Annotated in this window: 18 protein-coding genes; 9 read left to right on the forward strand and 9 right to left on the reverse strand. The window is 53.3% G+C overall.

Translation table 11 applies throughout. The features are described 5' to 3' along the window. Positions 1-15: 15 nt before the first annotated feature. Positions 16-1,059 carry a [citrate (pro-3S)-lyase] ligase gene (gene citC / locus QEN31_RS19540; RefSeq protein WP_001181453.1) on the reverse strand — a complete coding sequence of 348 codons (1,044 nt, stop codon included), beginning with the start codon at positions 1,057-1,059 and terminating at the stop codon, positions 16-18. A 244-nt stretch (positions 1,060-1,303) separates the two neighbouring features. On the opposite strand from citC, the gene citS reads away from it, so the two are divergent. From citS to citB, 6 genes are all read left to right on the forward strand, one after another. Further along, positions 1,304-2,644 carry a citrate/sodium symporter CitS gene (citS, locus tag QEN31_RS19545; protein ID WP_000183602.1) on the forward strand — a complete coding sequence of 447 codons (1,341 nt, stop codon included), beginning with the start codon at positions 1,304-1,306 and terminating at the stop codon, positions 2,642-2,644. Positions 2,645-2,802: 158 nt separating this feature from the next. After that, positions 2,803-3,042: an oxaloacetate decarboxylase subunit gamma gene (locus QEN31_RS19550; protein ID WP_001001154.1), complete on the forward strand. Its 240-nt coding sequence runs from the start codon at positions 2,803-2,805 to the stop codon at positions 3,040-3,042. 16 nt (positions 3,043-3,058) lie between these two features. Next, positions 3,059-4,834 carry a sodium-extruding oxaloacetate decarboxylase subunit alpha gene (gene oadA / locus QEN31_RS19555; RefSeq protein WP_000150421.1) on the forward strand — a complete coding sequence of 592 codons (1,776 nt, stop codon included), beginning with the start codon at positions 3,059-3,061 and terminating at the stop codon, positions 4,832-4,834. Positions 4,835-4,846: 12 nt separating this feature from the next. Further along, positions 4,847-6,148 (forward strand): oxalacetate decarboxylase subunit beta, encoded by a 1,302-nt coding sequence (locus tag QEN31_RS19560; RefSeq protein WP_000444828.1) that lies wholly within the window; start codon positions 4,847-4,849, stop codon positions 6,146-6,148. Positions 6,149-6,282: 134 nt separating this feature from the next. After that, positions 6,283-7,902, forward strand: a complete 1,620-nt coding sequence (gene citA, locus QEN31_RS19565) for a citrate sensor histidine kinase CitA (protein ID WP_001670823.1) — start codon at positions 6,283-6,285, stop codon at positions 7,900-7,902. Between the two features lies 1 nt (position 7,903). After that, positions 7,904-8,590, forward strand: coding sequence for a citrate response regulator transcription factor CitB (gene citB, locus QEN31_RS19570; RefSeq protein ID WP_000377406.1), 687 nt, complete (start codon positions 7,904-7,906; stop codon positions 8,588-8,590). Positions 8,591-8,611: 21 nt separating this feature from the next. Here the strand turns inward: citB and rihC are convergent, their stop codons facing one another. The 8 genes from rihC to QEN31_RS19610 all read right to left on the reverse strand — a co-directional run bounded on the left by rihC (position 8,612) and on the right by QEN31_RS19610 (position 17,047). After that, positions 8,612-9,532 carry a ribonucleoside hydrolase RihC gene (gene rihC, locus QEN31_RS19575; RefSeq protein WP_000127283.1) on the reverse strand — a complete coding sequence of 307 codons (921 nt, stop codon included), beginning with the start codon at positions 9,530-9,532 and terminating at the stop codon, positions 8,612-8,614. A 15-nt stretch (positions 9,533-9,547) separates the two neighbouring features. Continuing rightward, on the reverse strand, positions 9,548-10,750 hold the full coding sequence (locus QEN31_RS19580) for an XAC2610-related protein (protein ID WP_000516322.1): 1,203 nt from the start codon (positions 10,748-10,750) through the stop codon (positions 9,548-9,550). Between the two features lie 199 nt (positions 10,751-10,949). Further along, entirely contained in the window at positions 10,950-11,900 is a 951-nt protein-coding gene (gene ispH, locus QEN31_RS19585) for a 4-hydroxy-3-methylbut-2-enyl diphosphate reductase (protein ID WP_001166422.1), read from the reverse strand. A 2-nt stretch (positions 11,901-11,902) separates the two neighbouring features. After that, entirely contained in the window at positions 11,903-12,352 is a 450-nt protein-coding gene (fkpB, locus tag QEN31_RS19590; RefSeq protein ID WP_000047269.1) for an FKBP-type peptidyl-prolyl cis-trans isomerase, read from the reverse strand. A 154-nt stretch (positions 12,353-12,506) separates the two neighbouring features. Beyond that, the gene (lspA, locus tag QEN31_RS19595) at positions 12,507-13,007 is read right to left on the reverse strand and encodes a signal peptidase II (protein ID WP_000042739.1); all 501 of its coding nucleotides are present in this window, start codon (positions 13,005-13,007) and stop codon (positions 12,507-12,509) included. After that, positions 13,007-15,841 (reverse strand): isoleucine--tRNA ligase, encoded by a 2,835-nt coding sequence (gene ileS / locus QEN31_RS19600; RefSeq protein WP_001670710.1) that lies wholly within the window; start codon positions 15,839-15,841, stop codon positions 13,007-13,009. The genes lspA and ileS overlap by 1 nt, the downstream gene beginning before the upstream one ends. 44 nt (positions 15,842-15,885) lie before the next feature. Continuing rightward, positions 15,886-16,824, reverse strand: a complete 939-nt coding sequence (gene ribF, locus QEN31_RS19605) for a bifunctional riboflavin kinase/FAD synthetase (RefSeq protein ID WP_000767311.1) — start codon at positions 16,822-16,824, stop codon at positions 15,886-15,888. A 7-nt stretch (positions 16,825-16,831) separates the two neighbouring features. Then, entirely contained in the window at positions 16,832-17,047 is a 216-nt protein-coding gene (locus QEN31_RS19610) for a YaaY family protein (protein ID WP_001575565.1), read from the reverse strand. Between the two features lie 105 nt (positions 17,048-17,152). Here QEN31_RS19610 and rpsT point away from each other — a divergent pair, with 105 nt between their 5' ends. From rpsT to QEN31_RS19625, 3 genes are all read left to right on the forward strand, one after another. Then, positions 17,153-17,416, forward strand: a complete 264-nt coding sequence (rpsT, locus tag QEN31_RS19615) for a 30S ribosomal protein S20 (RefSeq protein ID WP_001518655.1) — start codon at positions 17,153-17,155, stop codon at positions 17,414-17,416. Between the two features lie 455 nt (positions 17,417-17,871). After that, positions 17,872-19,245 carry an MFS transporter gene (locus QEN31_RS19620; protein ID WP_000099989.1) on the forward strand — a complete coding sequence of 458 codons (1,374 nt, stop codon included), beginning with the start codon at positions 17,872-17,874 and terminating at the stop codon, positions 19,243-19,245. 39 nt (positions 19,246-19,284) lie between these two features. Beyond that, positions 19,285-21,324, forward strand: a complete 2,040-nt coding sequence (locus QEN31_RS19625) for a glycoside hydrolase family 31 protein (RefSeq protein ID WP_099949718.1) — start codon at positions 19,285-19,287, stop codon at positions 21,322-21,324. The last annotated feature ends 29 nt before the right edge of the window (positions 21,325-21,353 follow it).

A 21,353-nucleotide genomic window follows, 5' to 3' on the forward strand; every position in this document is an offset into this window, starting at 1 on the left:
GTTAACGGTGTTACGTCATATGGTTTCAGTGTGTCTGGCGGCATGCCGCTGCAGATATGCCAGGGTGCCAGCAGGCACCAGCGCGCTTATTGCCGACCAATTACGTTCGCTATACAGTTTTCTGACGCGAGAGGCGGAAATAGCCGCGCCGTTTTTCTCCACCCGCGCCAGCTCGACGACCTCAATAACCGGGCCGCTACGCTTCGGATCGTGCAAAATGTCGTGCATTCGCTGGTTATAGGCACAGGTCAGAGGACAAAACGGTTCACTGCCGACAAAACGATGGGTAATCCCCAGCGCTGGAGCCAGATGTTCACGGAAGAGTTGCAGATCGATCTGGCAATGGCAGTCGTCCACAACCCCTTTTTCTTTGAGGAAATAGCCGGGAAACGTCGCACGCGAGATCATATAAGCGGAGCCGGAATGCAACGTGACGTTGTCAATGCCCGCGATTCCTTGTTCGATCAGCGCCCAACGGTCGGTATAGGAAAAAAATGAAGCATCTTCTTTGACTACAAACAGATGCAACCAGTCACAGGCCGCAGCCGCTTGCTCCACCAGATAACGGTGGCCCAATGTAAACGGATTGGCGTTCATGACGATGGCGCCGATCGTTTTTCCCGGTTGACGATAAAGCGCCAGTTGGCGACAAAAGCGCGCTAACCGTTCACTGCTGTTCTCCATTAACACCGCCAGCTCACCTGCCTGCGCAATGGGCCAAAACCCCGCGCCAGAAAACAGCAACCGATTTTGCGGCTTAGTGAACAGGAAAAGCTCGCTGCGGTTTAACTCGTAGGCCAATGTAAGCAGCTCGGTCAGCAGTTTGAGGCTGAGCCCTTCCCCTTGTAAAACCGGGGAAACGGCGATGCATTTCAGTACGCTCCCGGCCAGAGAACCGCACCCGACTATCTCACCCTGCCAATATGCGCATACCGCGATTTCACAATCGTCTTCCAGGGCGAGTCCCACGCCCTCCAGAAACATGGCGACCGACTCGCGACGCAATACATCCTTTTGCAAATAAATGCGTTTAAATATTAGATTCACTCTATTCTGCATCCGTCAGCAAATAACGTCGCATATTTCGCCAGCGTTTGTATTACTCGTCTGGAATAGACATCACACTTTCCCCCTTGCTTTTATAAGCTTTATGGTTTTTATTTCCTTAATTAACCAGAGTTAATAAAAATAATTAAATTAATTAAAAACACAACCATTCAGTGAAGATAGTCACATCTCATGGTTCATTGAATTTATTAGTATGCGCGGGTCTTGTTACCCATCAATACACAGGAAAATGTTTATGACCAACATGACCCAGGCTTCGGCGACGGAGAAAAAGGGGGCTAGCGATTTACTCAGATTCAAAATCTTTGGTATGCCGCTACCGCTTTATGCCTTTGCATTAATTACTTTATTACTTTCTCATTTTTATAATGCTATACCGACTGACTTAGTAGGTGGTTTTGCCCTTATGTTTGTGATGGGGGCCATTTTTGGTGAAATCGGCAAACGTTTACCGATCTTCAATAAATATATTGGCGGCGCACCGGTTATGATATTTCTGGTTGCAGCTTATTTTGTCTATGCTGGCATATTTACGCAGAAAGAAATTGATGCGATCAGCAACGTAATGGATAAAAGCAACTTCCTTAACCTGTTTATCGCAGTGTTGATCACAGGCGCGATCCTGTCGGTAAACCGTAAGCTGCTATTAAAATCACTGCTGGGCTATATCCCAACCATCCTCGCCGGGATTGTCGGCGCGTCCCTTTTCGGTATCGTCATTGGTCTGTGCTTCGGTATCCCGGTCGACCGTATCATGATGCTGTACGTTCTGCCGATTATGGGCGGTGGTAACGGCGCGGGCGCCGTGCCTCTGTCTGAAATTTATCACTCGGTTACCGGACGTTCTCGCGAAGAGTATTACTCAACGGCTATTGCTATTCTGACCATTGCGAATATCTTCGCCATTATTTTCGCCGCCCTCCTCGATATGATAGGCAAAAAATACACCTGGCTTAGCGGTGAAGGCGAGTTGGTTCGTAAGGCTTCCTTCAAAACCGAAGATGATGAAAAGGCCGGTCAGATTACCCATCGTGAAACGGCGGTTGGCATGGTGCTATCCACCACCTGCTTCCTGCTGGCCTATGTTGTTGCCAAGAAAATTCTGCCAAGCATCGGCGGCGTCTCTATTCACTACTTCGCCTGGATGGTCCTGATTGTTGCTGCGCTGAACGCATCAGGTCTTTGCTCACCGGAGATTAAAGCCGGGGCGAAACGTCTTTCTGACTTCTTCTCCAAACAGCTACTGTGGGTGCTGATGGTAGGTGTGGGTGTTTGCTACACCGATCTGCAAGAGATCATCGATGCCCTGACGTTCGCGAACGTAGTTATCGCCGCAATCATTGTGGTCGGCGCAGTCGTTGGCGCAGCTATCGGGGGCTGGTTGATTGGCTTCTACCCGATTGAATCATCCATTACTGCGGGTCTTTGTATGGCCAACCGCGGCGGCTCCGGCGATCTGGAAGTGCTCTCCGCCTGTAACCGTATGAACCTCATTTCATATGCACAAATTTCCTCTCGTCTGGGCGGAGGTATTGTGCTGGTTATCGCTAGCATCGTGTTCAGCATGATGGTGTAAAAAAACGCACGGCGGTGTCTTGGCAGCAAACGACCTGGAGAAAAGTAGAGGCCAAAGCCAGAGGTGGCCAAGGGAAATCCACTCTACTCCTTAGCCGGATTCACCAGGAAGGTTGTCGTCAAGGCCACCGTCGTGCCTCTCATTATGGAAAATGATTCATGAACGAAGCTGTACTACTGGGTGAAGGTTTCACCCTGATGTTTTTAGGGATGGGGTTCGTACTGAGCTTTCTGTTCCTGCTCATCTTTGCCATTCGCGGCATGTCTGCCGTGATTACTCGCTTCTTCCCGGAACCCGTCGCCGCGCCCGCACCGCGCGCCGTTCCCGTCGTGGACGACTTCACCCGCTTAAAGCCGGTGATTGCCGCCGCCATTCACCATCACCGCCACCACGTTTAATTTCCCGGAGGGATCCATGACCATTGCCATTACCGACGTCGTCCTGCGTGACGCCCACCAGTCTCTGTTCGCCACCCGCCTGCGCCTTGATGACATGCTGCCGATTGCCGCCGCGCTCGATGACGTGGGCTACGGGTCGCTGGAGTGCTGGGGCGGCGCCACCTTTGACGCCTGTATCCGCTTTCTCGGCGAAGACCCGTGGCTGCGCCTGCGCGAACTCAAAAAAGCCATGCCCAAAACCCCGCTGCAGATGTTGCTGCGCGGCCAGAACCTGCTCGGCTACCGCCACTACGCCGATGACGTGGTGGAGCGCTTCGTCGAACGCGCGGTGAAAAACGGCATGGATGTGTTCCGCGTCTTCGATGCCATGAACGACCCGCGCAATATGAAAGCCGCATTACAGGCGGTGCGCAGCCACGGCGCGCACGCCCAGGGGACCCTGAGTTACACCACCAGCCCGGCGCACACCCTGCAGACCTGGCTGGATTTAACGGAGCAACTGCTGGAAACCGGCGTTGACTCGATTGCCATCAAGGATATGTCCGGCATTCTCACACCGATGGCGGCGTATGAGCTGGTCAGCGAAATCAAAAAACGTTTTGAGGTGCGCCTGCACCTGCACTGTCACGCCACCACCGGGATGGCGGAGATGGCCCTGCTGAAGGCTATCGAGGCGGGCGTCGACGGCGTGGACACGGCGATTTCCTCCATGAGCGCCACCTACGGCCACCCGGCCACCGAAGCGCTGGTGGCAACGCTTGCCGGCACGGAACACGACACCGGGCTGGATATCCTGAAGCTGGAAAATATCGCCGCGTACTTCCGCGAGGTGCGCAAAAAGTATCACGCCTTTGAAGGCCAGCTGAAGGGCTACGACAGCCGTATTCTGGTGGCCCAGGTACCGGGCGGAATGCTCACCAACCTCGAAAGCCAGCTGAAGCAGCAGAACGCGGCGGACAAACTCGACCAGGTGCTGGCGGAAATCCCCCGCGTGCGCGAGGACCTCGGCTTTATCCCGCTGGTGACCCCAACCTCGCAGATTGTCGGCACCCAGGCGGTGCTCAACGTCCTGACCGGCGAGCGCTACAAAACCATTGCCAAAGAAACGGCGGGCATTCTGAAAGGCGAATACGGCCACACCCCGGTGCCGGTGAACGCCGCGTTACAGGCCCGCGTGCTGGAAGGGGGCGCCCCGGTGACCTGCCGTCCGGCGGATTTACTCAAACCGGAACTGGCTGAACTGGAAGCGGACGTCAGGCGCCAGGCGCAGGAGAAGGGGATTACTCTGGCGGGAAACGCCATCGACGACGTGCTCACCGTGGCGCTGTTCCCGCAAATCGGCCTCAAATTCCTTGAGAACCGCAATAACCCGGCGGCGTTTGAGCCACTGCCGCAGGCGGAAGCCGCGCAGCCGGTGGCAAAAGCAGAGAAGCCTGCCGCCTCCGGTATCTACACCGTGGAAGTGGAAGGCAAAGCCTTTGTGGTGAAGGTCAGCGACGGCGGCGATATCAGCCAGCTCACTGCGGCTGTTCCGGCGGCCTCTTCCGCACCGGTTCAGGCTGCCGCCCCGGCAGGCGCCGGCACCCCGGTCACCGCGCCGCTGGCGGGGAATATCTGGAAGGTGATTGCCACCGAGGGCCAGACGGTGGCCGAAGGCGACGTGCTGCTGATTCTGGAAGCCATGAAGATGGAAACCGAAATCCGCGCCGCGCAGGCCGGGACGGTACGCGGTATCGCGGTGAAGTCCGGGGACGCGGTCTCCGTCGGCGACACCCTGATGACGCTGGCGTAACGGAGAACTGAAATGGAAAGTCTGAACGCCCTGCTTCAGGGCATGGGGCTGATGCACCTTGGCGCAGGCCAGGCCATCATGCTGCTGGTGAGCCTGCTGCTGCTGTGGCTGGCGATTGCGAAGAAGTTCGAGCCGTTACTGCTGCTGCCAATTGGCTTCGGCGGGCTGCTCTCCAACATCCCGGAAGCGGGTATGGCGCTGACCGCGCTGGAAAGCCTGCTGGCGCACCACGACGCCGGGCAACTGGCGGTGATTGCCGCGAAGCTGAACTGCGCGCCGGACGTGCATGCCATTAAAGAGGCGTTAGCGCTGGCGCTACCGTCGGTGCAGGGCCAGATGGAGAACCTGGCGGTGGACATGGGCTACACGCCTGGCGTACTGGCGCTGTTCTACAAAGTGGCGATTGGTTCCGGTGTCGCGCCGCTGGTCATCTTCATGGGCGTCGGCGCGATGACCGACTTCGGCCCGCTGCTGGCCAACCCGCGCACCCTGCTGCTGGGGGCGGCGGCGCAGTTCGGTATCTTCGCCACGGTGCTCGGGGCGCTGACGCTGAACTACTTCGGCCTTATCAGCTTCACCCTGCCGCAGGCGGCGGCCATCGGCATTATCGGCGGCGCGGACGGCCCGACGGCGATTTACCTGTCGGGCAAGCTGGCGCCGGAGCTGCTGGGGGCCATCGCGGTGGCGGCGTACTCGTATATGGCGCTGGTGCCGTTAATCCAGCCGCCGATTATGAAGGCGCTGACCAGCGAGACGGAGCGGAAAATCCGCATGGTGCAGCTGCGCACGGTGAGTAAGCGGGAAAAAATCCTCTTCCCGGTGGTGCTGCTCATGCTGGTGGCCCTGCTGCTGCCGGACGCGGCGCCGCTGCTGGGGATGTTCTGTTTTGGCAACCTGATGCGCGAAAGCGGCGTGGTGGAGCGTCTGAGCGACACGGTACAGAACGGGCTGATTAATATCGTCACCATTTTCCTCGGGCTGTCGGTGGGCGCGAAGCTGGTGGCGGATAAGTTCCTGCAACCGCAGACGCTGGGCATTCTGCTGCTGGGGGTGATTGCGTTTGGTATCGGGACGGCGGCCGGGGTGCTGATGGCGAAGCTGCTGAACCTGTGCAGTAAGAACAAAATCAACCCGCTTATCGGTTCGGCGGGGGTCTCGGCGGTGCCGATGGCGGCCCGCGTATCGAACAAAGTGGGGCTGGAATCAGACCCGCAGAACTTCCTGCTGATGCACGCGATGGGCCCGAACGTGGCGGGGGTGATTGGCTCGGCCATTGCCGCGGGCGTGATGCTGAAATACGTGCTGGCGATGTAATAGTGGATGGGATACGCATGTCGTATCCCATTTTCATCCAAATTTTTTCTGAAAGAAAAGTAAGTATGAACTGGTTCAGGTTCCGGTGATGCCGAATGCAAGAAAATACCGTAATTAAATATTTAAATACCAATATGTTTATACGGGAAATTACACGCTGGTTTGCCAGACACTCGTTTCAAAACCGGATATTTCTACTGATCCTGTTTACATCCACCATCGTGATGCTGGCAATCACCTGGTATCTGACCGATATCACGAAAGAACGCCTGCATTATCAGGTGGGCCAACGTGCGCTTATTCAGGCAATGCAAATATCCGCTATGCCAGAATTAGTTGAAGCCGTAGAAGCGCATGATTTGTCACGCATCAAAGCGTTGATTGACCCAATGCGCTCGTTTTCGGATGCGACTTACATTACCGTTGGCAACGAAAAAGGTCAGCGACTGTATCACGTCAACCCGGATGAGATCGGCAAATATATGGAGGGCGGCGATAGCGACGACGCGCTGTATAACGCTAAAAGCTACGTATCGGTGCGCAAAGGTTCATTAGGCTCTTCCCTACGTGGTAAATCCCCGATTCAGGACAGTACCGGTAAAGTCATCGGTATTGTTTCCGTCGGCTATACTCTGGAACAGTTGGAGAGCTGGCTTAACTTACAAATCAGCTCGTTGCTGTTCCCGATGGCGTTACTGCTGCTGGTACTGTTGTACTGTGCCCGCCGCTTCTCGCTGCATATTAAAAAGCAGATGCTTAACATGGAGCCGCAGCAGCTTTCACAACTATTAATTCAGCAAAGCGTGTTATTTGAGTCGGTATTTGAAGGGTTGATCGCCATTGACTCCCATCACCGTATTACCGCCATTAACCAAACGGCTCGCCGCTTACTGAATCTGAGCCAACCGGAGTCTGAACTCATTGGCTATGCAATCCACCATGTCGTGTTGCCGGAGGCCTTCTTTTACGATGCGCCGCAAAAAAACAAAAAAGATGAGATCGTCACCTTTAACCAAATGAAAGTCATCGCCAGTCGCATGGCGGTCATTATTGACAACCAGCCTCAGGGCTGGGTTATTAGCTTTCGCAACAAAGACGATATCAATACACTCAGCCTGCAGTTAAGTCAGGTGCGGCAATACGCCGATAACCTGCGCGCCGTGCAGCATGAGCATCGCAACCTTATTTCCACCATTGCCGGACTGCTGTTCCTGAAGCGCTACGATAATGCGCTGGCGCTGATTCAGCAGCAGTCGGAAAGCCACCAGAAAGTACTCGATTTTATTTCCCATAATTTCCGCGACCACCACCTTGCGGGGCTATTAATCGGTAAATATTATCGGGCAAAAGAGCTGGGGCTGGAGCTGATTTTCGATCCTTCAAGCTTTGTTGAACACCTGCCGTCATCGCTCTCGCATAATGAATGGATTTCGATTGTTGGCAATTTATTGGACAACGCCTATAACGCCACCCTGCTCAATCGCGAAGGCTCGCGACAGATTGAGTGCCTGATCAACAGCGAAGGTAATGAAGTCATTATTGAAGTTGCCGATCAGGGATGTGGTATTGACGAAAATATCCGCCAGCATATTTTCGAGCGTGGAGTGACCACCCACAACAACGGCGATCACGGAATTGGATTATGGTTGGTGCACAGCTACGTCAAGCAGGCCAATGGTGACATTATCGTCGATAACAATAATCCTTTTGGCACCATTTTTACCCTCTATATCCCTTTTACCAGAGAAGAATAACATGGATAGCATTACGACACTCATCGTTGAAGACGAACCGATGCTAGCGGAAATCCTGGTGGACACCATCAAGATTTTTCCCCAGTTTTCAATCGTCGGCATCGCAGACAAACTGGAAAGTGCGAAGAAGCAAATACGCCTCTATCAACCACAGTTAATTCTATTGGATAATTTTTTACCCGATGGCAAAGGGATCGATTTAATTCGTCATACCATCAGCACCAACTACACGGGGCGAATTATTTTCATTACCGCCGACAATCATATGGATACCATCAGCGATGCCTTACGCATGGGCGTATTCGATTACCTGATTAAGCCGGTACATTATCAGCGCCTGCAGCATACCCTGGAGCGGTTCACCCGTTACCGCAGTTCGTTACGTTCCAGTGAGCAGGCAAACCAGACGCACGTTGATGCCTTATTTAATATCCAGGCCAAAGAACAAACCGCAGAACCGAATAGCGGACTGCGGGGAATTGATGAAAACACCTTCAACCGGGTACGACAAATATTCGCCGACCCGCAGGCAGTACATACAGCAGACACTCTGGCGCAAATTCTGGGCAGCAGTAAAACCACTGCCCGACGCTATCTGGAACAAGGCGTGAAAAATAACTTTCTCGAAGCGGAGATCAGCTACGGGAAAGTGGGCAGGCCGGAGAGACTCTATCGCGGCAAAGTATGAGATTATGGCGCCAACATGTAATTACGGCGCATAGGCAAACACCTCAGCCACCCACTGACGAAAACCGTCCACATCCAGCGCCAGCGCCACCTGCGCGTTGGCGGGCTGCCCCAGACGCCCTTCAATATCCACCACCGTGGTACCGGCGGTATATTGCCCCTGCGTTTCTACGGCCACAAAACAGGATTGCAGGGTAAAAAGCTCCGGACGCACCAGCCAGGCGATAGCGCAGAGATCGTGCATCCGGACGCCAGTGCGCATACTACCGCTGCGATAATGGTTGAACAGGCTGTGCAACATCTTACCGGTGCGATTCAGCGCGGGCAGTTTATTCAGAAAATCTGGCGAGAGCATTGCCTGATTTGTAACGTCCAGCCCACACATCACAATCTCCAGACCGCTGCGGAACACCAGCGCCGCGGCCTCCGGATCGACAGCAATGTTAAATTCAGCATTAGGCGTAAAATTGCCGCGCCCTGCGGAACCGCCCATCAACACCAGACGGCGAATGTTACACGCACACTCCGGATAGTGCATCAGTAGCAACGCAATATTGGTCAATGGCCCAATCGCCACTAATGTCATGGGCTCCGGGGCGTTCATCAGCACATCCCGGATAGCGATAAACGCAGGCTTCGCCAACGGTTGGCGCTGATGGTCGACAAAATCATAGCCTTCCATACCGGATTCGCCGTGGACGTATGCCGCATCGCGTAACGGACGCAGCAGCGGTGTCGCGGCCCCCTGGGCAAGTGGGATATCGCTGTTCCAGAAATGCAGAAGCTGCAACGCATTACGGGTCGTTTTTTCAACGGAAACATTACCTGCGACGGTGGTTATTAGTTGCAGATCAAGCTGGGGGGCGAACAGCGCAGCGGCAATCGCAGCCGCGTCATCAATGCCCGGATCGGTATCAAGAATAATGTGTAGGGATGCTGTCATTAATGCTCTCCTGACCTATTGTTTTATATCTTCATACTCAGCGCGACTGATACAGGCATCAGGCACATCGTCATCCGTCACCAGACGCGGACTTAGCTTATCACCTTCGACAAACGGAACTAATGGGCAAAAACGCCCTGGCGATGCTTTGTTTTCCTGCCACTGAATCTCAAGCGATTCGGGCTCAGCGCCGGGTTTTTCTGCCTGAATCACGGTACGAACATTACCGGTTAGCCAAAAAGATTGACACGTCCCATCAAGGCTAAGAGGCGGCGTCAAATGACCATTTTTACGTACTAGCGGATAAATAATACGCCCATCAGCGTAGGAAGGTGTCATGTAGCAGTTATACATTTTGCCTTTACTGATCACAGGCTGAAAGTAGCTTTCACCGCGATCGATCAGTTCAATCGTTTTTCCTTTCCAGCGATACACATTGACGCCATGGCTGCAGCAACCGCCGCGCCAATAGCTGACAATCTGTTTATGTTCAGCATCGATCTCTGGTGAAGTGATTTCCTGATAAGACGCTGGCGCATCAACATAACGCTGTTTGGCGGGGTCATAGAGCCATGTTTGAACTGGAGCATCCGGCCCAGCAAGTAACTCTGTTACAATCGACAGATCCGGGTAGCCATCAAAATTGACATCCCCCCATTGAGGCATAAACGGGCTACAAGTGCCCACCGAGGCGGTATCTAAGGTCTGTATGAGTTTACCATCACGGTATAATTTTATCGCCGAAATGGCCGGCGTATTGCCGCAATCAATCTCTTTGGAAGGGTCGTAACCCCCTGCATCATTCGTGTTCGTGACCAGCACAATATCAGGGGAGTTTTTAGGTTTGTAATAGATAAGGGCAACAGGAAAATGTCGTTTTTTATCTGCGGACGTCCATTCGCCTTTAATCTCACTGCTGGAGATTTCCGCATTCCAGTAACCCGAAAGCGCCTTTACGCGTTCTTCAAGATGCACCTCTTTATCCTGGAGTGAGCCGCGTAGAACAATCACTGCCTTGTGCTGATTGCAAGGTTCATAGCAGTAATACCCATTAAGAGAGTTACCAAATCGCGTGATATTAACGTTTACCGGTTTCCCCGCGATAGTCCCGGTATAGTTTCGCTCCCAGGCAGGTAGCTCCAGCACCGTGGCGCTTGTTGCGTCCATCCAAAAGCCGATGGCGAGTAACGTTGGCAATCCATATTTTATTTTGCCCATTTCCCTTATCCCTGTAGGCATTACAACCAAAAAACCAGCAACGATTGTGCTGGTTTTTCAGATGAATAGCAAAAAGGTGGGGCATTAGCAACGGATGACGACTACGCCTTATTCTTCCTGTCGCACATTGAATATCAAAAGAAATTCTTAAGATCTGGTCAACGTAGCGTCATCAGGCAGATTTCTGAATTGTGAAATCTTATTCGACCTCACGAACATCCACACGCAGCTCTTTCGGCACTTCGAAAACAATATTTTCTTCGCGCCCCTCAAGCGTGACAGCTTCGCCGCCGCCAAACTCGCGCAGACGCGCAATAACATTCTGCACCAGAATATCCGGCGCGGAAGCGCCAGCGGTGACGCCGACGCAGGCGGCTTCTTTCACCCACGCCTCCTGGATATCCGCCGCATCGTCGATAAGAAACGCGGTTCTTCCCATCCGTTGGGCCAGTTCCGCCAGCCGGTTAGAGTTAGAAGAGTTTTTCGAGCCGACCACCAGCACTACGTCAGCCTGCTCCGCAAGCGCCCGCACCGCTTCCTGACGATTAGTTGTGGCATAGCAAATATCGTCTTTGCGCGGGCCGACGATTTTCGGAAAGCGTTTACGCAGCGCATCAATCACATCGGACGTATCGTCCACGGAAAGCGTGGTTTGCGTCATGAAGGAGAGCTTGCCTTCATTTTTGACATTCAGCGTCCAGACGTCCTCTGGCGACTCCACCAGGTACATCCCCCCTTCCGGGTTGCTGTACTGGCCCATGGTGCCTTCCACTTCCGGGTGCCCGGCGTGGCCGATGAGAATAGATTCCTCACCGCGACGGCTGGCGCGCGCCACTTCCATATGGACTTTCGTCACCAGCGGGCAGGTGGCGTCAAAAACGGTAAGATCGCGGCTTTTCGCCTCGTTACGCACCGCCTGGGAAACCCCATGAGCGGAGAAAATCAGAATGGCGCCATCCGGCACTTCGCTAATTTGCTCTATAAAGATCGCCCCGCGCTTGCGCAGGCTGTCCACTACATAGCGGTTATGCACGACTTCGTGCCGAACGTAAATTGGCGCGCCGTAAATAGCGAGCGCATTTTCAACAATGCTGATAGCGCGGTCTACCCCGGCGCAAAAACCGCGTGGGTTGGCCAACAGGATCTGCATGTTTATGCCTCCAGCGCCGGATCGATTTCCAGCACTTCAATATCAAAGTGAACGGTATGCCCGGCCAGCGGATGGTTAAAATCAACGGTAATCGAGTCGCCGTTGATTTCGCGAATCACGCCAGGCATTTCGCTGCCATCCATTGCGGTAAAAAGCATAATCGCCCCGACTTCCGGTTCGCCCGCCGCCATAAACTCACGGCGCGAGAAATACTGGATCAAGTCCGGACTGGGGACGCCAAACGCGGCGTCAGGCTCCAGCGAAAACGCTTTCTTTTCCCCTTCTTTCAACCCCAGAAGCTGCTGCTCCAGACCTTCGGAAAGCGAGGTATCGCCAAGACGGAACAGGGCTGGCTTGCCGTTATTGCGGGTAGATTCCGCCGTTGAGCCATCATCCAGTTTCAGGGTGAAGTGAACGAGGATCGCGCTGTTGCTCTGTACGGATTTAGACATGCAAATTGCTCACGTGTTTTGCCCGGAGGCACAAAGGACGATAAAACCGTAGGCCGGATAAGGCGTTTTCACCGCCATCCGGCACCACGTTTGCCTGATGGCGCTGCGCTTATCAGACCTACAAAACCGGATAAGCGCCACCCGGTATTTACGCTTATGCCTGTTCTTTCGCTGTCGGCTTCGGCAAAAAGCCTTCCAGTACTATCAGCGCCGCGCCGATACAGATCGCGCTATCGGCAAGGTTGAACGTCGCGAAATGCCAGTTGCCGACGTAAAAATCGATCATATCGACAACAAAGCCGTGCCACAGGCGGTCGAACAGGTTACCCAGCGCGCCGCCGATGATTAACGCATAAGCGATGTTATTCAGCTTCTGCGTCGCTTTCGAGCGATACATCATCACCAAAAGAATTACGCAGATCCCTATCGCAATCCCGGCAAAGAACCAGCGCTGCCAGCCGCCGCTATCCGCCAGGAAGCTAAAAGCCGCGCCGTAGTTACGCGCATAATGCAGATTAAGCGACGGGAACAGCCCTACCGTATCCCCCAGAGCGAAATTCTGGAGGATCAGGTATTTGCTGCCCAAATCGATAATCAGCACGACTACTACCAGCCATAGCCAGCGTAGTCCTGTTGAACAGAGTGGTTTACTCATCAGGCAAATTTACGTTGTTCGCCATTACCGGCGATGTTGCTGACACAGCGTCCGCAGATATCTGCATGTTCCGCCACCTTGCCGACATCAGTAGTGTAGTGCCAGCAGCGCGGACACTTATCACCCTCGGCACGCGTTACCACTGCCTGAACTGTCGTATTACCAGCATTGTACTGAATATTTTCATCATCAATACCCCCCGCTTGCTCAGAAATCACGAACTGGGAAGTAATGAAGATAAATCTGACCTCTTCGCCCAACAGTTTCAGCTTCTTGATCGTACCGTTAGCATCGTCAGCATATTTCAGCGTCACTTTTGCTTCCAGGTTCGATTTGATGCCATTGGCTTTCTGATTTTCCAGCTCTTTGTTGACCTGGTCCTTGATATAGCGGACATCGTCCCAGAATGCGTCATTAAATTCTTCATTCTCTTCCAGGCCAAACAACCCGTCGTACCATTCGCCGGTGAAGACATATTTTTCACGCTCGCCCGGCAGGTAGCCCCAGATTTCATCAGCCGTGAAGGACATGATCGGCGCCATCCAGCGAACCAGCGCTTCTGCGATATGATACAGCGCAGTCTGGCAGCTACGACGCGCGACGCTATCGGCCTTCGCGGTGTACTGGCGGTCTTTGATGATGTCGAGGTAGAACGAACCCATTTCAACGGAGCAGAAGCGCATCAGGCGCTGTACCACTTCATGGAAGTCGTAAGCTTCGTATGCCTTCAGAATCTCTTGCTGCGCCGTTTTCGCGCAGCCCACCGCCCACCTGTCCAGCACCACCATCTCTTCCGGTTTGACCATATCGGTGGCCGGATTGAAGCCATTGAGGTTCGCCAGCAGGAAGCGCGCGGTATTACGGATACGACGATAGCTGTCGGCAGCACGTTTCAGGATTTCGTCAGAGACCGCCATTTCGCCGGTATAGTCAGTAGACGCCACCCACAGACGCAGGATATCCGCGCCCAGTTTATTCATCACATCCTGTGGCGACACGGTGTTACCGATGGACTTGGACATCTTGCGCCCCTGACCATCGACGGTGAAGCCGTGAGTCAGTACCTGGCGGTATGGCGCTTTGCCTTTCATCGCCACGCTAATCATCAGGGAGGACATAAACCAGCCGCGATGCTGGTCAGACCCTTCCAGATACATATCGGCAGCATGACCGGCGAATTCCGGACGTGCATCAACCACGGAGTAACTGGTGGAACCGGAATCAAACCAAACGTCCAACGTATCCGGAACTTTCTCGTATTGATCGGCATCTTCGCCGAGGATCTCTTTCGGGTCGAGATCCCACCACGCCTGGATACCGTCAACTTCAACGCGTTTCGCCACCTCTTCCATCGCCGCCAGAGTACGCTCAATCGGCAGCAGCTCCTGCGTTTCTTTATGCACGAACAGCGACATCGGTACGCCCCAGGTACGCTGACGTGAGATACACCAGTCAGGACGGTTAGCGACCATTGATTCAATACGCGCCTGACCCCAGTCCGGGATCCACTGAACGCCTTTGATCTCTTTCAGGGACTGTTGACGAAGCCCTTCTTTATCCATGCTGACGAACCACTGCGGGGTCGCGCGGAAAATGATCGGCGTTTTGTGACGCCAACAGCACGGATAGCTGTGCTGCATTTTTTCGACATGCAGTAGCGCGCCTTTTTCTTTCAGCAGTTCAATAACGATATCGTTCGCCTTGAAGACGTTAACACCGTCAAGCGTTGGATATGTGCCTGGCAGGTAAGTGCCGTCCGGGCCAACCGGGTTAGCGGTTTCCAGACCGTATTTCTGACCAATCACATAGTCATCCGGGCCGTGGCCAGGGGCGGTATGTACCGCGCCGGTACCGGCGTCCAGGGTGACGTGATCGCCGAGGATCGCCGGCACGTCAAAGCCCATAAACGGATGGGTAAAGCGCAGCAGTTCCAGCTCCGCGCCTTTAACGGTGCCGAGAATGGTGTATTCAGCCGCGCCAATACGCTGCATGACGCTTTCAACCAGATCTTTCGCCAGAATCACCGCCTGGCCGTCAATCTGCACCAGCGCATAATCAAAGTCCGGCGCCAGGGAGATGGCGCGGTTAGCCGGTAGTGTCCACGGCGTGGTGGTCCAGATAACCAGCGACACAGGGCCGCTCACGCCCGGCAGACCGAACTTCGCTTTCACCGCATCCTGATCGACGGCGCGGAACGCCACGTCGATAGACGGTGACGTTTTGTCGTAATATTCAACTTCCGCTTCCGCCAGCGCGGAACGGCAGTCAACGCACCAGTGCACCGGCTTAGCGCCTTTGTGCAGATGACCGTTTTTGATAATTCTGCCCAGCGCGCGGATGATGTTGGCTTCGGTTTTGAAGTCCATGGTCAGGTACGGATGCGACCAGTCGCCCAACACGCCCAGACGAATGAAGTCTTTACGCTGGCCGTCAACCTGCGTAGCGGCATATTCGCGGCACTTGGCGCGGAATTCAGCGGCAGTGAATTTCTCGCCCGGCTTACCGAACTCCTGCTCGACTTTCAACTCGATAGGCAGACCGTGACAGTCCCAGCCCGGCACGTAAGGCGAGTCAAATCCCGACAGTCCTTTGGACTTCACGATAATGTCTTTCAGAATCTTGTTAACTGAGTGACCAATATGAATGCTGCCATTCGCATATGGAGGGCCATCATGCAGAATGAAGGTTTTTTTGCCTTTTTTGGCCGCACGAATGATGCCGTACAGATCATCATCGGTCCAACGCGCCAGCATTCCCGGTTCACGCTTGGCGAGGTCGCCGCGCATCGGGAACCCTGTTTCCGGCAAATTCAGGGTCGATTTATAGTCACTCATCAGATTCTCGGTTCCGTATTTCGGTTTGATAAACACCGTCAGGGTTACACCTGCCCGGCTAGCCCAAAAAACTTGCGGGCCGTTAACTCATCGCGTGCGATTTGCGCTTTTAGCTCATCAAGCGACGCAAATCGCTGCTCATTACGTATCTTTTTACGCAGTATTACATCTATATGGCGACCGTAGAGGTCCATTACAACGTCCAGCAGATGCACTTCCAGTTGTTGACGCACGCCAGCCACCGTTGGACGAGTGCCAATGTTCGCTACGCCGGGTAACGGCTTATCGCCAAGCCCGGTGACTTCCACCGCATAGACCCCTTTGACCGGGGAGACCTGACGGCGCAGCGGTAAGTTCGCCGTCGGGAAGCCAATGGTACGTCCCAGCTCGTCGCCATGAACGACACGCCCGGAAATAGTAAAGGGATGTCCCAGCAGACTTTCGGCAAGCGCCAGGTTATCTTCCGCCAGCGCCTGTCTCACTGCGGTACTACTGATACGCACGCCGCCTTCACAAAAGGTTTGGGTGCTGGAAACCGCAAAACCATACTCCGCCCCCGCCTTCTGTAATAACAAGAAATCGCCCGCGCGGCTAGCACCAAAGCGGAAATCATCGCCGACGGCAAGAAATTGCACGCCAAGTCGCTCCACCAGCAGTTCGCTGATAAACGTTTGCGCCGTCAAAGCGGCAAAGCGGCGATCGAATTTCACGCACAGCACATAGTCCACGCCGCACTGCGCAAGGTAATGCAGTTTTTCACGCAGGCGCGTCAGGCGAGCGGGCGCTTTATCCGTCGCGAACAGCTCCAGCGGCTGCGGTTCGAAAATCATGACCACCACCGGCAGACCGCGTCTGCGTCCTTCTTCCTGCAAACCCTGCAGTAGAGCGCGATGCCCCCGATGTACGCCGTCGAAATTACCAATGGTCAGCACACACCCATGCGGGGCCTGACTGAGATTATGTATGCCGCGTATCAGCTTCATGTCTGACTCAAAACAGTGAAAATCGCAAGAGTATACCTTGTACAGCGGTTAAGGTTAACCGGCGATTGCCCTGATGAAACATAAAGAAGATGCTTTTCATCGCCATGCGGCAAACTCCGCCCCAAAACCCGCCGCTTAATGCAATTTTTCTCATGGAAAGGCTGTATTCACAGCACGCAAGCTGGTAGAATCCTGCGCCATCACTACGCAACGAGTGCTGCAATTTAAACGGCGCTTATTTGCACAAATCCATTGACAAAAGAAGGCTAAAAGGGCATATTCCTCGGCCTTTGAATTGTCCATATAGAACACATTTGGGAGTTGGACCTTGGCTAATATCAAATCAGCTAAGAAGCGCGCCGTTCAGTCTGAAAAGGCTCGTAAGCACAACGCAAGCCGTCGCTCTATGATGCGTACTTTCATCAAGAAAGTATACGCAGCTATCGAAGCTGGCGACAAAGCTGCTGCACTGAAAGCATTTAACGAAATGCAACCGATCGTGGACCGTCAGGCTGCTAAAGGTCTGATCCACAAAAACAAAGCTGCACGTCATAAAGCTAACCTGACTGCACAGATCAACAAACTGGCTTAATCGCCTGCTTGTTATCAGCTTTGTAGAAAAACCCGCGTAAAGCGGGTTTTTTTATGCCTGCTATCTGCCGTTTTGCTCGACAACCGCTGGCTCTGACCTCACTCGTTCACGCTCTTCCTGACCAGCCTATTTTTTCAGCTACCCCTCCCTTAGTCACGTAATACTTGAAAGTTATTTTCTTTCACTGTTTTCCTTTTCTTATTTCATTACTGAAAAAACTGTGACCACCTTAGCAAATAAAAACATCGCTCATTCAAAAACTAATAAACGCAATCCTGATGTAAGATTTAATAATTGATTGATGCCGTCGGGTTAACTACTTTTCATGTACACCTTACTTACTCATTTTAATCTGAGGTTAAATTCAGAAACGACATAAAAATAATATTCAAAACTTGCTTAGAAAGTAGAGGTTGTTTTTCTGGGCGTATCGTACCAATATCGGAGTTATCATTATGAGTTCTGTCATTGAGGATACCCAGCCTTCCGGGTCAGCATCATTGTCTTTACTACAGCGTATTAGCTACGGCTCTTTGGATGTGGCGGGTAATCTGCTGTACTGCTTCGGTTCAACGTACATTTTATATTTCTACACAGACGTTGCGGGCATTAGCCTTGCCGTAGCAGGCGTTATCCTGCTGCTGGCGCGTATTATCGATGGCATAGACGCCCCCATATGGGGGATCATCATCGATAAAACACGTTCACGCTACGGTAAATGTCGTCCCTGGTTTTTATGGTTACCGCTGCCTTTTGCGGTATTCAGCGCGCTGTCATTTTGGTCTCCTGATATCAGTATGACAGGAAAAGCCATCTATGCAGCAATATCTTATATGATTGCCAGCATTCTATTTACCGGACTTAATACACCACTCAGTGCAATATTACCCCTGATGACCTTATCTCCCAAAGAAAGACTGGTTTTAAATTCCTGGCGAATGACCGGTGGGCAAATTGGGGTTTTATTAATGAACGCGACCGCCTTGCCGTTAGTCGCTTTTTTAGGTAACGGTGATGATCACGCTGGTTTTATTTATACGGCAATTACGTTTGCCATTATATCCTGCGCGCTAACGCTCTTTGCGTTTAAAAACATTCGTGAAATGGATACGGATAAAATACAGCATGAACCTAAGTTGCCGATGAAAAAAAGTTTCGCGGCGATGAAAGGTAACTGGCCGTGGATCCTGATGGTGCTGGCTAATCTGATCTTCTGGATTGCCCTACAGCAGCGCAACACGACCATTGTCTATTATCTGACCTACAACCTCGACCGTAAAGATCTGGTACCGCTGATTAACAGCCTGGCGACGATTCAGATCCTGTTTATCATCGCTATCCCCTTCTTTAGCAAATACCTGGCTAAAACCTGGATATGGGTAGGCGGTCTGCTGGTCGCCACGTTTGGCGGCGTCATGATGTGGCTGGCAGCGGACAACATTACTTTCCTCATCGCCGCCTGGATACTCGGCAATATCGGCAGCGGTATCGCCTGCTCAATGCCATTTGCCATGCTGGGCTTCGCCGTTGATTTTGGCGCCTGGAAGACCGGTATTAAGGCTACCGGCATTCTTATCGCCTTCGGCAGTACCTTCTGCATCAAGATGGGTAGTGGCCTCGGCACCGCTTTCGCCGCCTGGATCATGAACAGTTTTGGCTATGTCCCCAACCATGCCCAGAGTGCTGCGGGTCTGGAGGGCATTATCTGGGCCTTTATCTGGGCACCCGCCCTACTCTTCGCGCTCGCAGCGATCCCACTACTTTTCTTTCGCAAATACGAAGCGATGGAAGAGAAGATTCGCCACGATCTGGAAACCGTCAACTCATAACGTTCTTTACCTTCACCCTCGAATATGGGAGGCACCACCATGCCATTTATGCAACAAGACCCGCGTCGTCTGGTCTGGCAGCAAAACGATCGCTATTTATGGATTGAACCCTGGGGCGAGAACAGCCTGCGCGTACGCAGCGGCCGTCATCTGCCGGTAATGAGAAATGAAGACTGGGCATTGACTGAGCCAGTCGCAGAAAGTCAGTGCCACATTGATTATGAGCACCACCAGGCAACGCTGACCAACGGCAAAATTATCGCTATCGTCAATCAAAAAGGACAGGTTACCTTTTACCGCCATCCACACAAACCCCTGTTGCAGGAGTTCTGGCGCCTGCGGGGCGAAATTGGCGAGGATGAATCATCTCACGGCCAGTACGTCAGCGCACTCAACCTTGAGGGACGCGAGTTCCGCCCTATTCAGGGTGGGAAATATTCACTGAAAGCCCGCTTCGAAGCCACCGAAGGGGAAAAAATTTATGGCATGGGGCAGTATCAACAGGCCAACCTGGATCTCAAAGGATGCGTGCTTGAGCTGGCGCAACGTAACTCCCAGGCCTCAGTACCGTTTATGCTCTCCAGTCTGGGCTACGGATTTTTATGGAACAAGCCGGCAGTCGGACGCGTAACCTTTGCCCAAAACGTTACCGAATGGGAAGCGCAGGTCAGCGAACAGCTGGACTACTGGATCACGGCTGGCGATACCCCGGCAGAAATTAGCCGGGCTTACGCGCTGGCTACCGGCACACCGCCGATGATGCCGGACTACGCCATGGGCTTCTGGCAGTGCAAACTCCGTTATCGTACGCAGGAAGAGCTGCTGGAGGTCGCCCGCGAATATAAGCGCCGCAATCTGCCTATCTCAGTGATCGTAATCAACTTCTTTCACTGGCCGAATCAGGGTGACTGGATGTTCGATGCGCGCGACTGGCCCGATCCTGATGCCATGATTGCCGAGCTGAAATCGCTGGGAATTGAGCTGATGGTCTCCGTCTGGCCGACGGTGGATAACCGTACCGAAAGCTATCGGGAGATGCGCGAAAACGGCTGGCTGGTACAAACGGAACGTGGCTTGCCGATCAATATGGATTTCCTCGGCAATACCACTTACTTTGATGCGACTCATCCGGGCGCGCGCGACTACGTCTGGGGCAAAGCCAAACGCAACTATTACGATAAAGGCGTGAAGTTATTCTGGTTAGATGAAGCCGAACCTGAGTTCAGCGTTTACGACTACGACAACTATCGCTACCATGCCGGGCCGGTACTGGAAGTGGGCAATATCTACCCACGTATGTACGCTAAAACCTTTTTTGACGGCATGAAAGCCGATGGCGAAGACCAGGTTATCAACCTGCTACGCTGCGCCTGGGCCGGCAGTCAGAAGTACGGCGCTCTGGTCTGGTCAGGGGATATTCACTCCTCGTTTAGATCGCTGCGCAACCAGTTTGCTGCCGGACTCAATATGGGAATCGCGGGGATACCGTGGTGGACGACGGATATCGGCGGTTTTCATGGTGGCAATATTCACGACCCGAAATTCCATGAATTGCTGATTCGCTGGTTCCAGTGGGGCGTCTTTAGCCCGGTGATGCGTCTGCACGGCAACCGCGATCCGCAGATTTTACCCGCACAACCGTATCGGGATGGTATCGCCCAGTGCCCTACAGGTGCGCCGAACGAGGTCTGGAGCTACGGTGAGGAAGTATGCGAGGTACTGACAGGTTGCCTGGCGTTGCGAGAAAAACTCAAGCCCTATATCAAAGCGCTGATGGAGGAAACCCATAAGCACAATACGCCAGTGATGCGCCCCCTGTTCTTTGAATTCCCCGAACAGGAAACAAGTTGGACAATCACCGACCAGTATTGTTTTGGTCCTGACCTGCTGATCGCCCCCGTCATGCATGAAGGTATGCGCGAACGTGATGTCTGGCTACCAGAAGGGGAAACATGGACGGATCTTGCGACCGGTGAAAGCTATTCAGGAGGGCAGACGCTGCAGTACGCTACGCCACTGAACAGAATTCCGGTGTTTATCCGCGAAGGTGGGCAGTACCGTAGCCTGCTGAACTTGTAGAATGATTCCGGCTGCGGGTTAATACCGCA

The sequence above is a fragment of the Salmonella sp. SA15303 genome (assembly GCF_029962125.1).
GTDB lineage: Bacteria > Pseudomonadota > Gammaproteobacteria > Enterobacterales > Enterobacteriaceae > Salmonella > Salmonella enterica.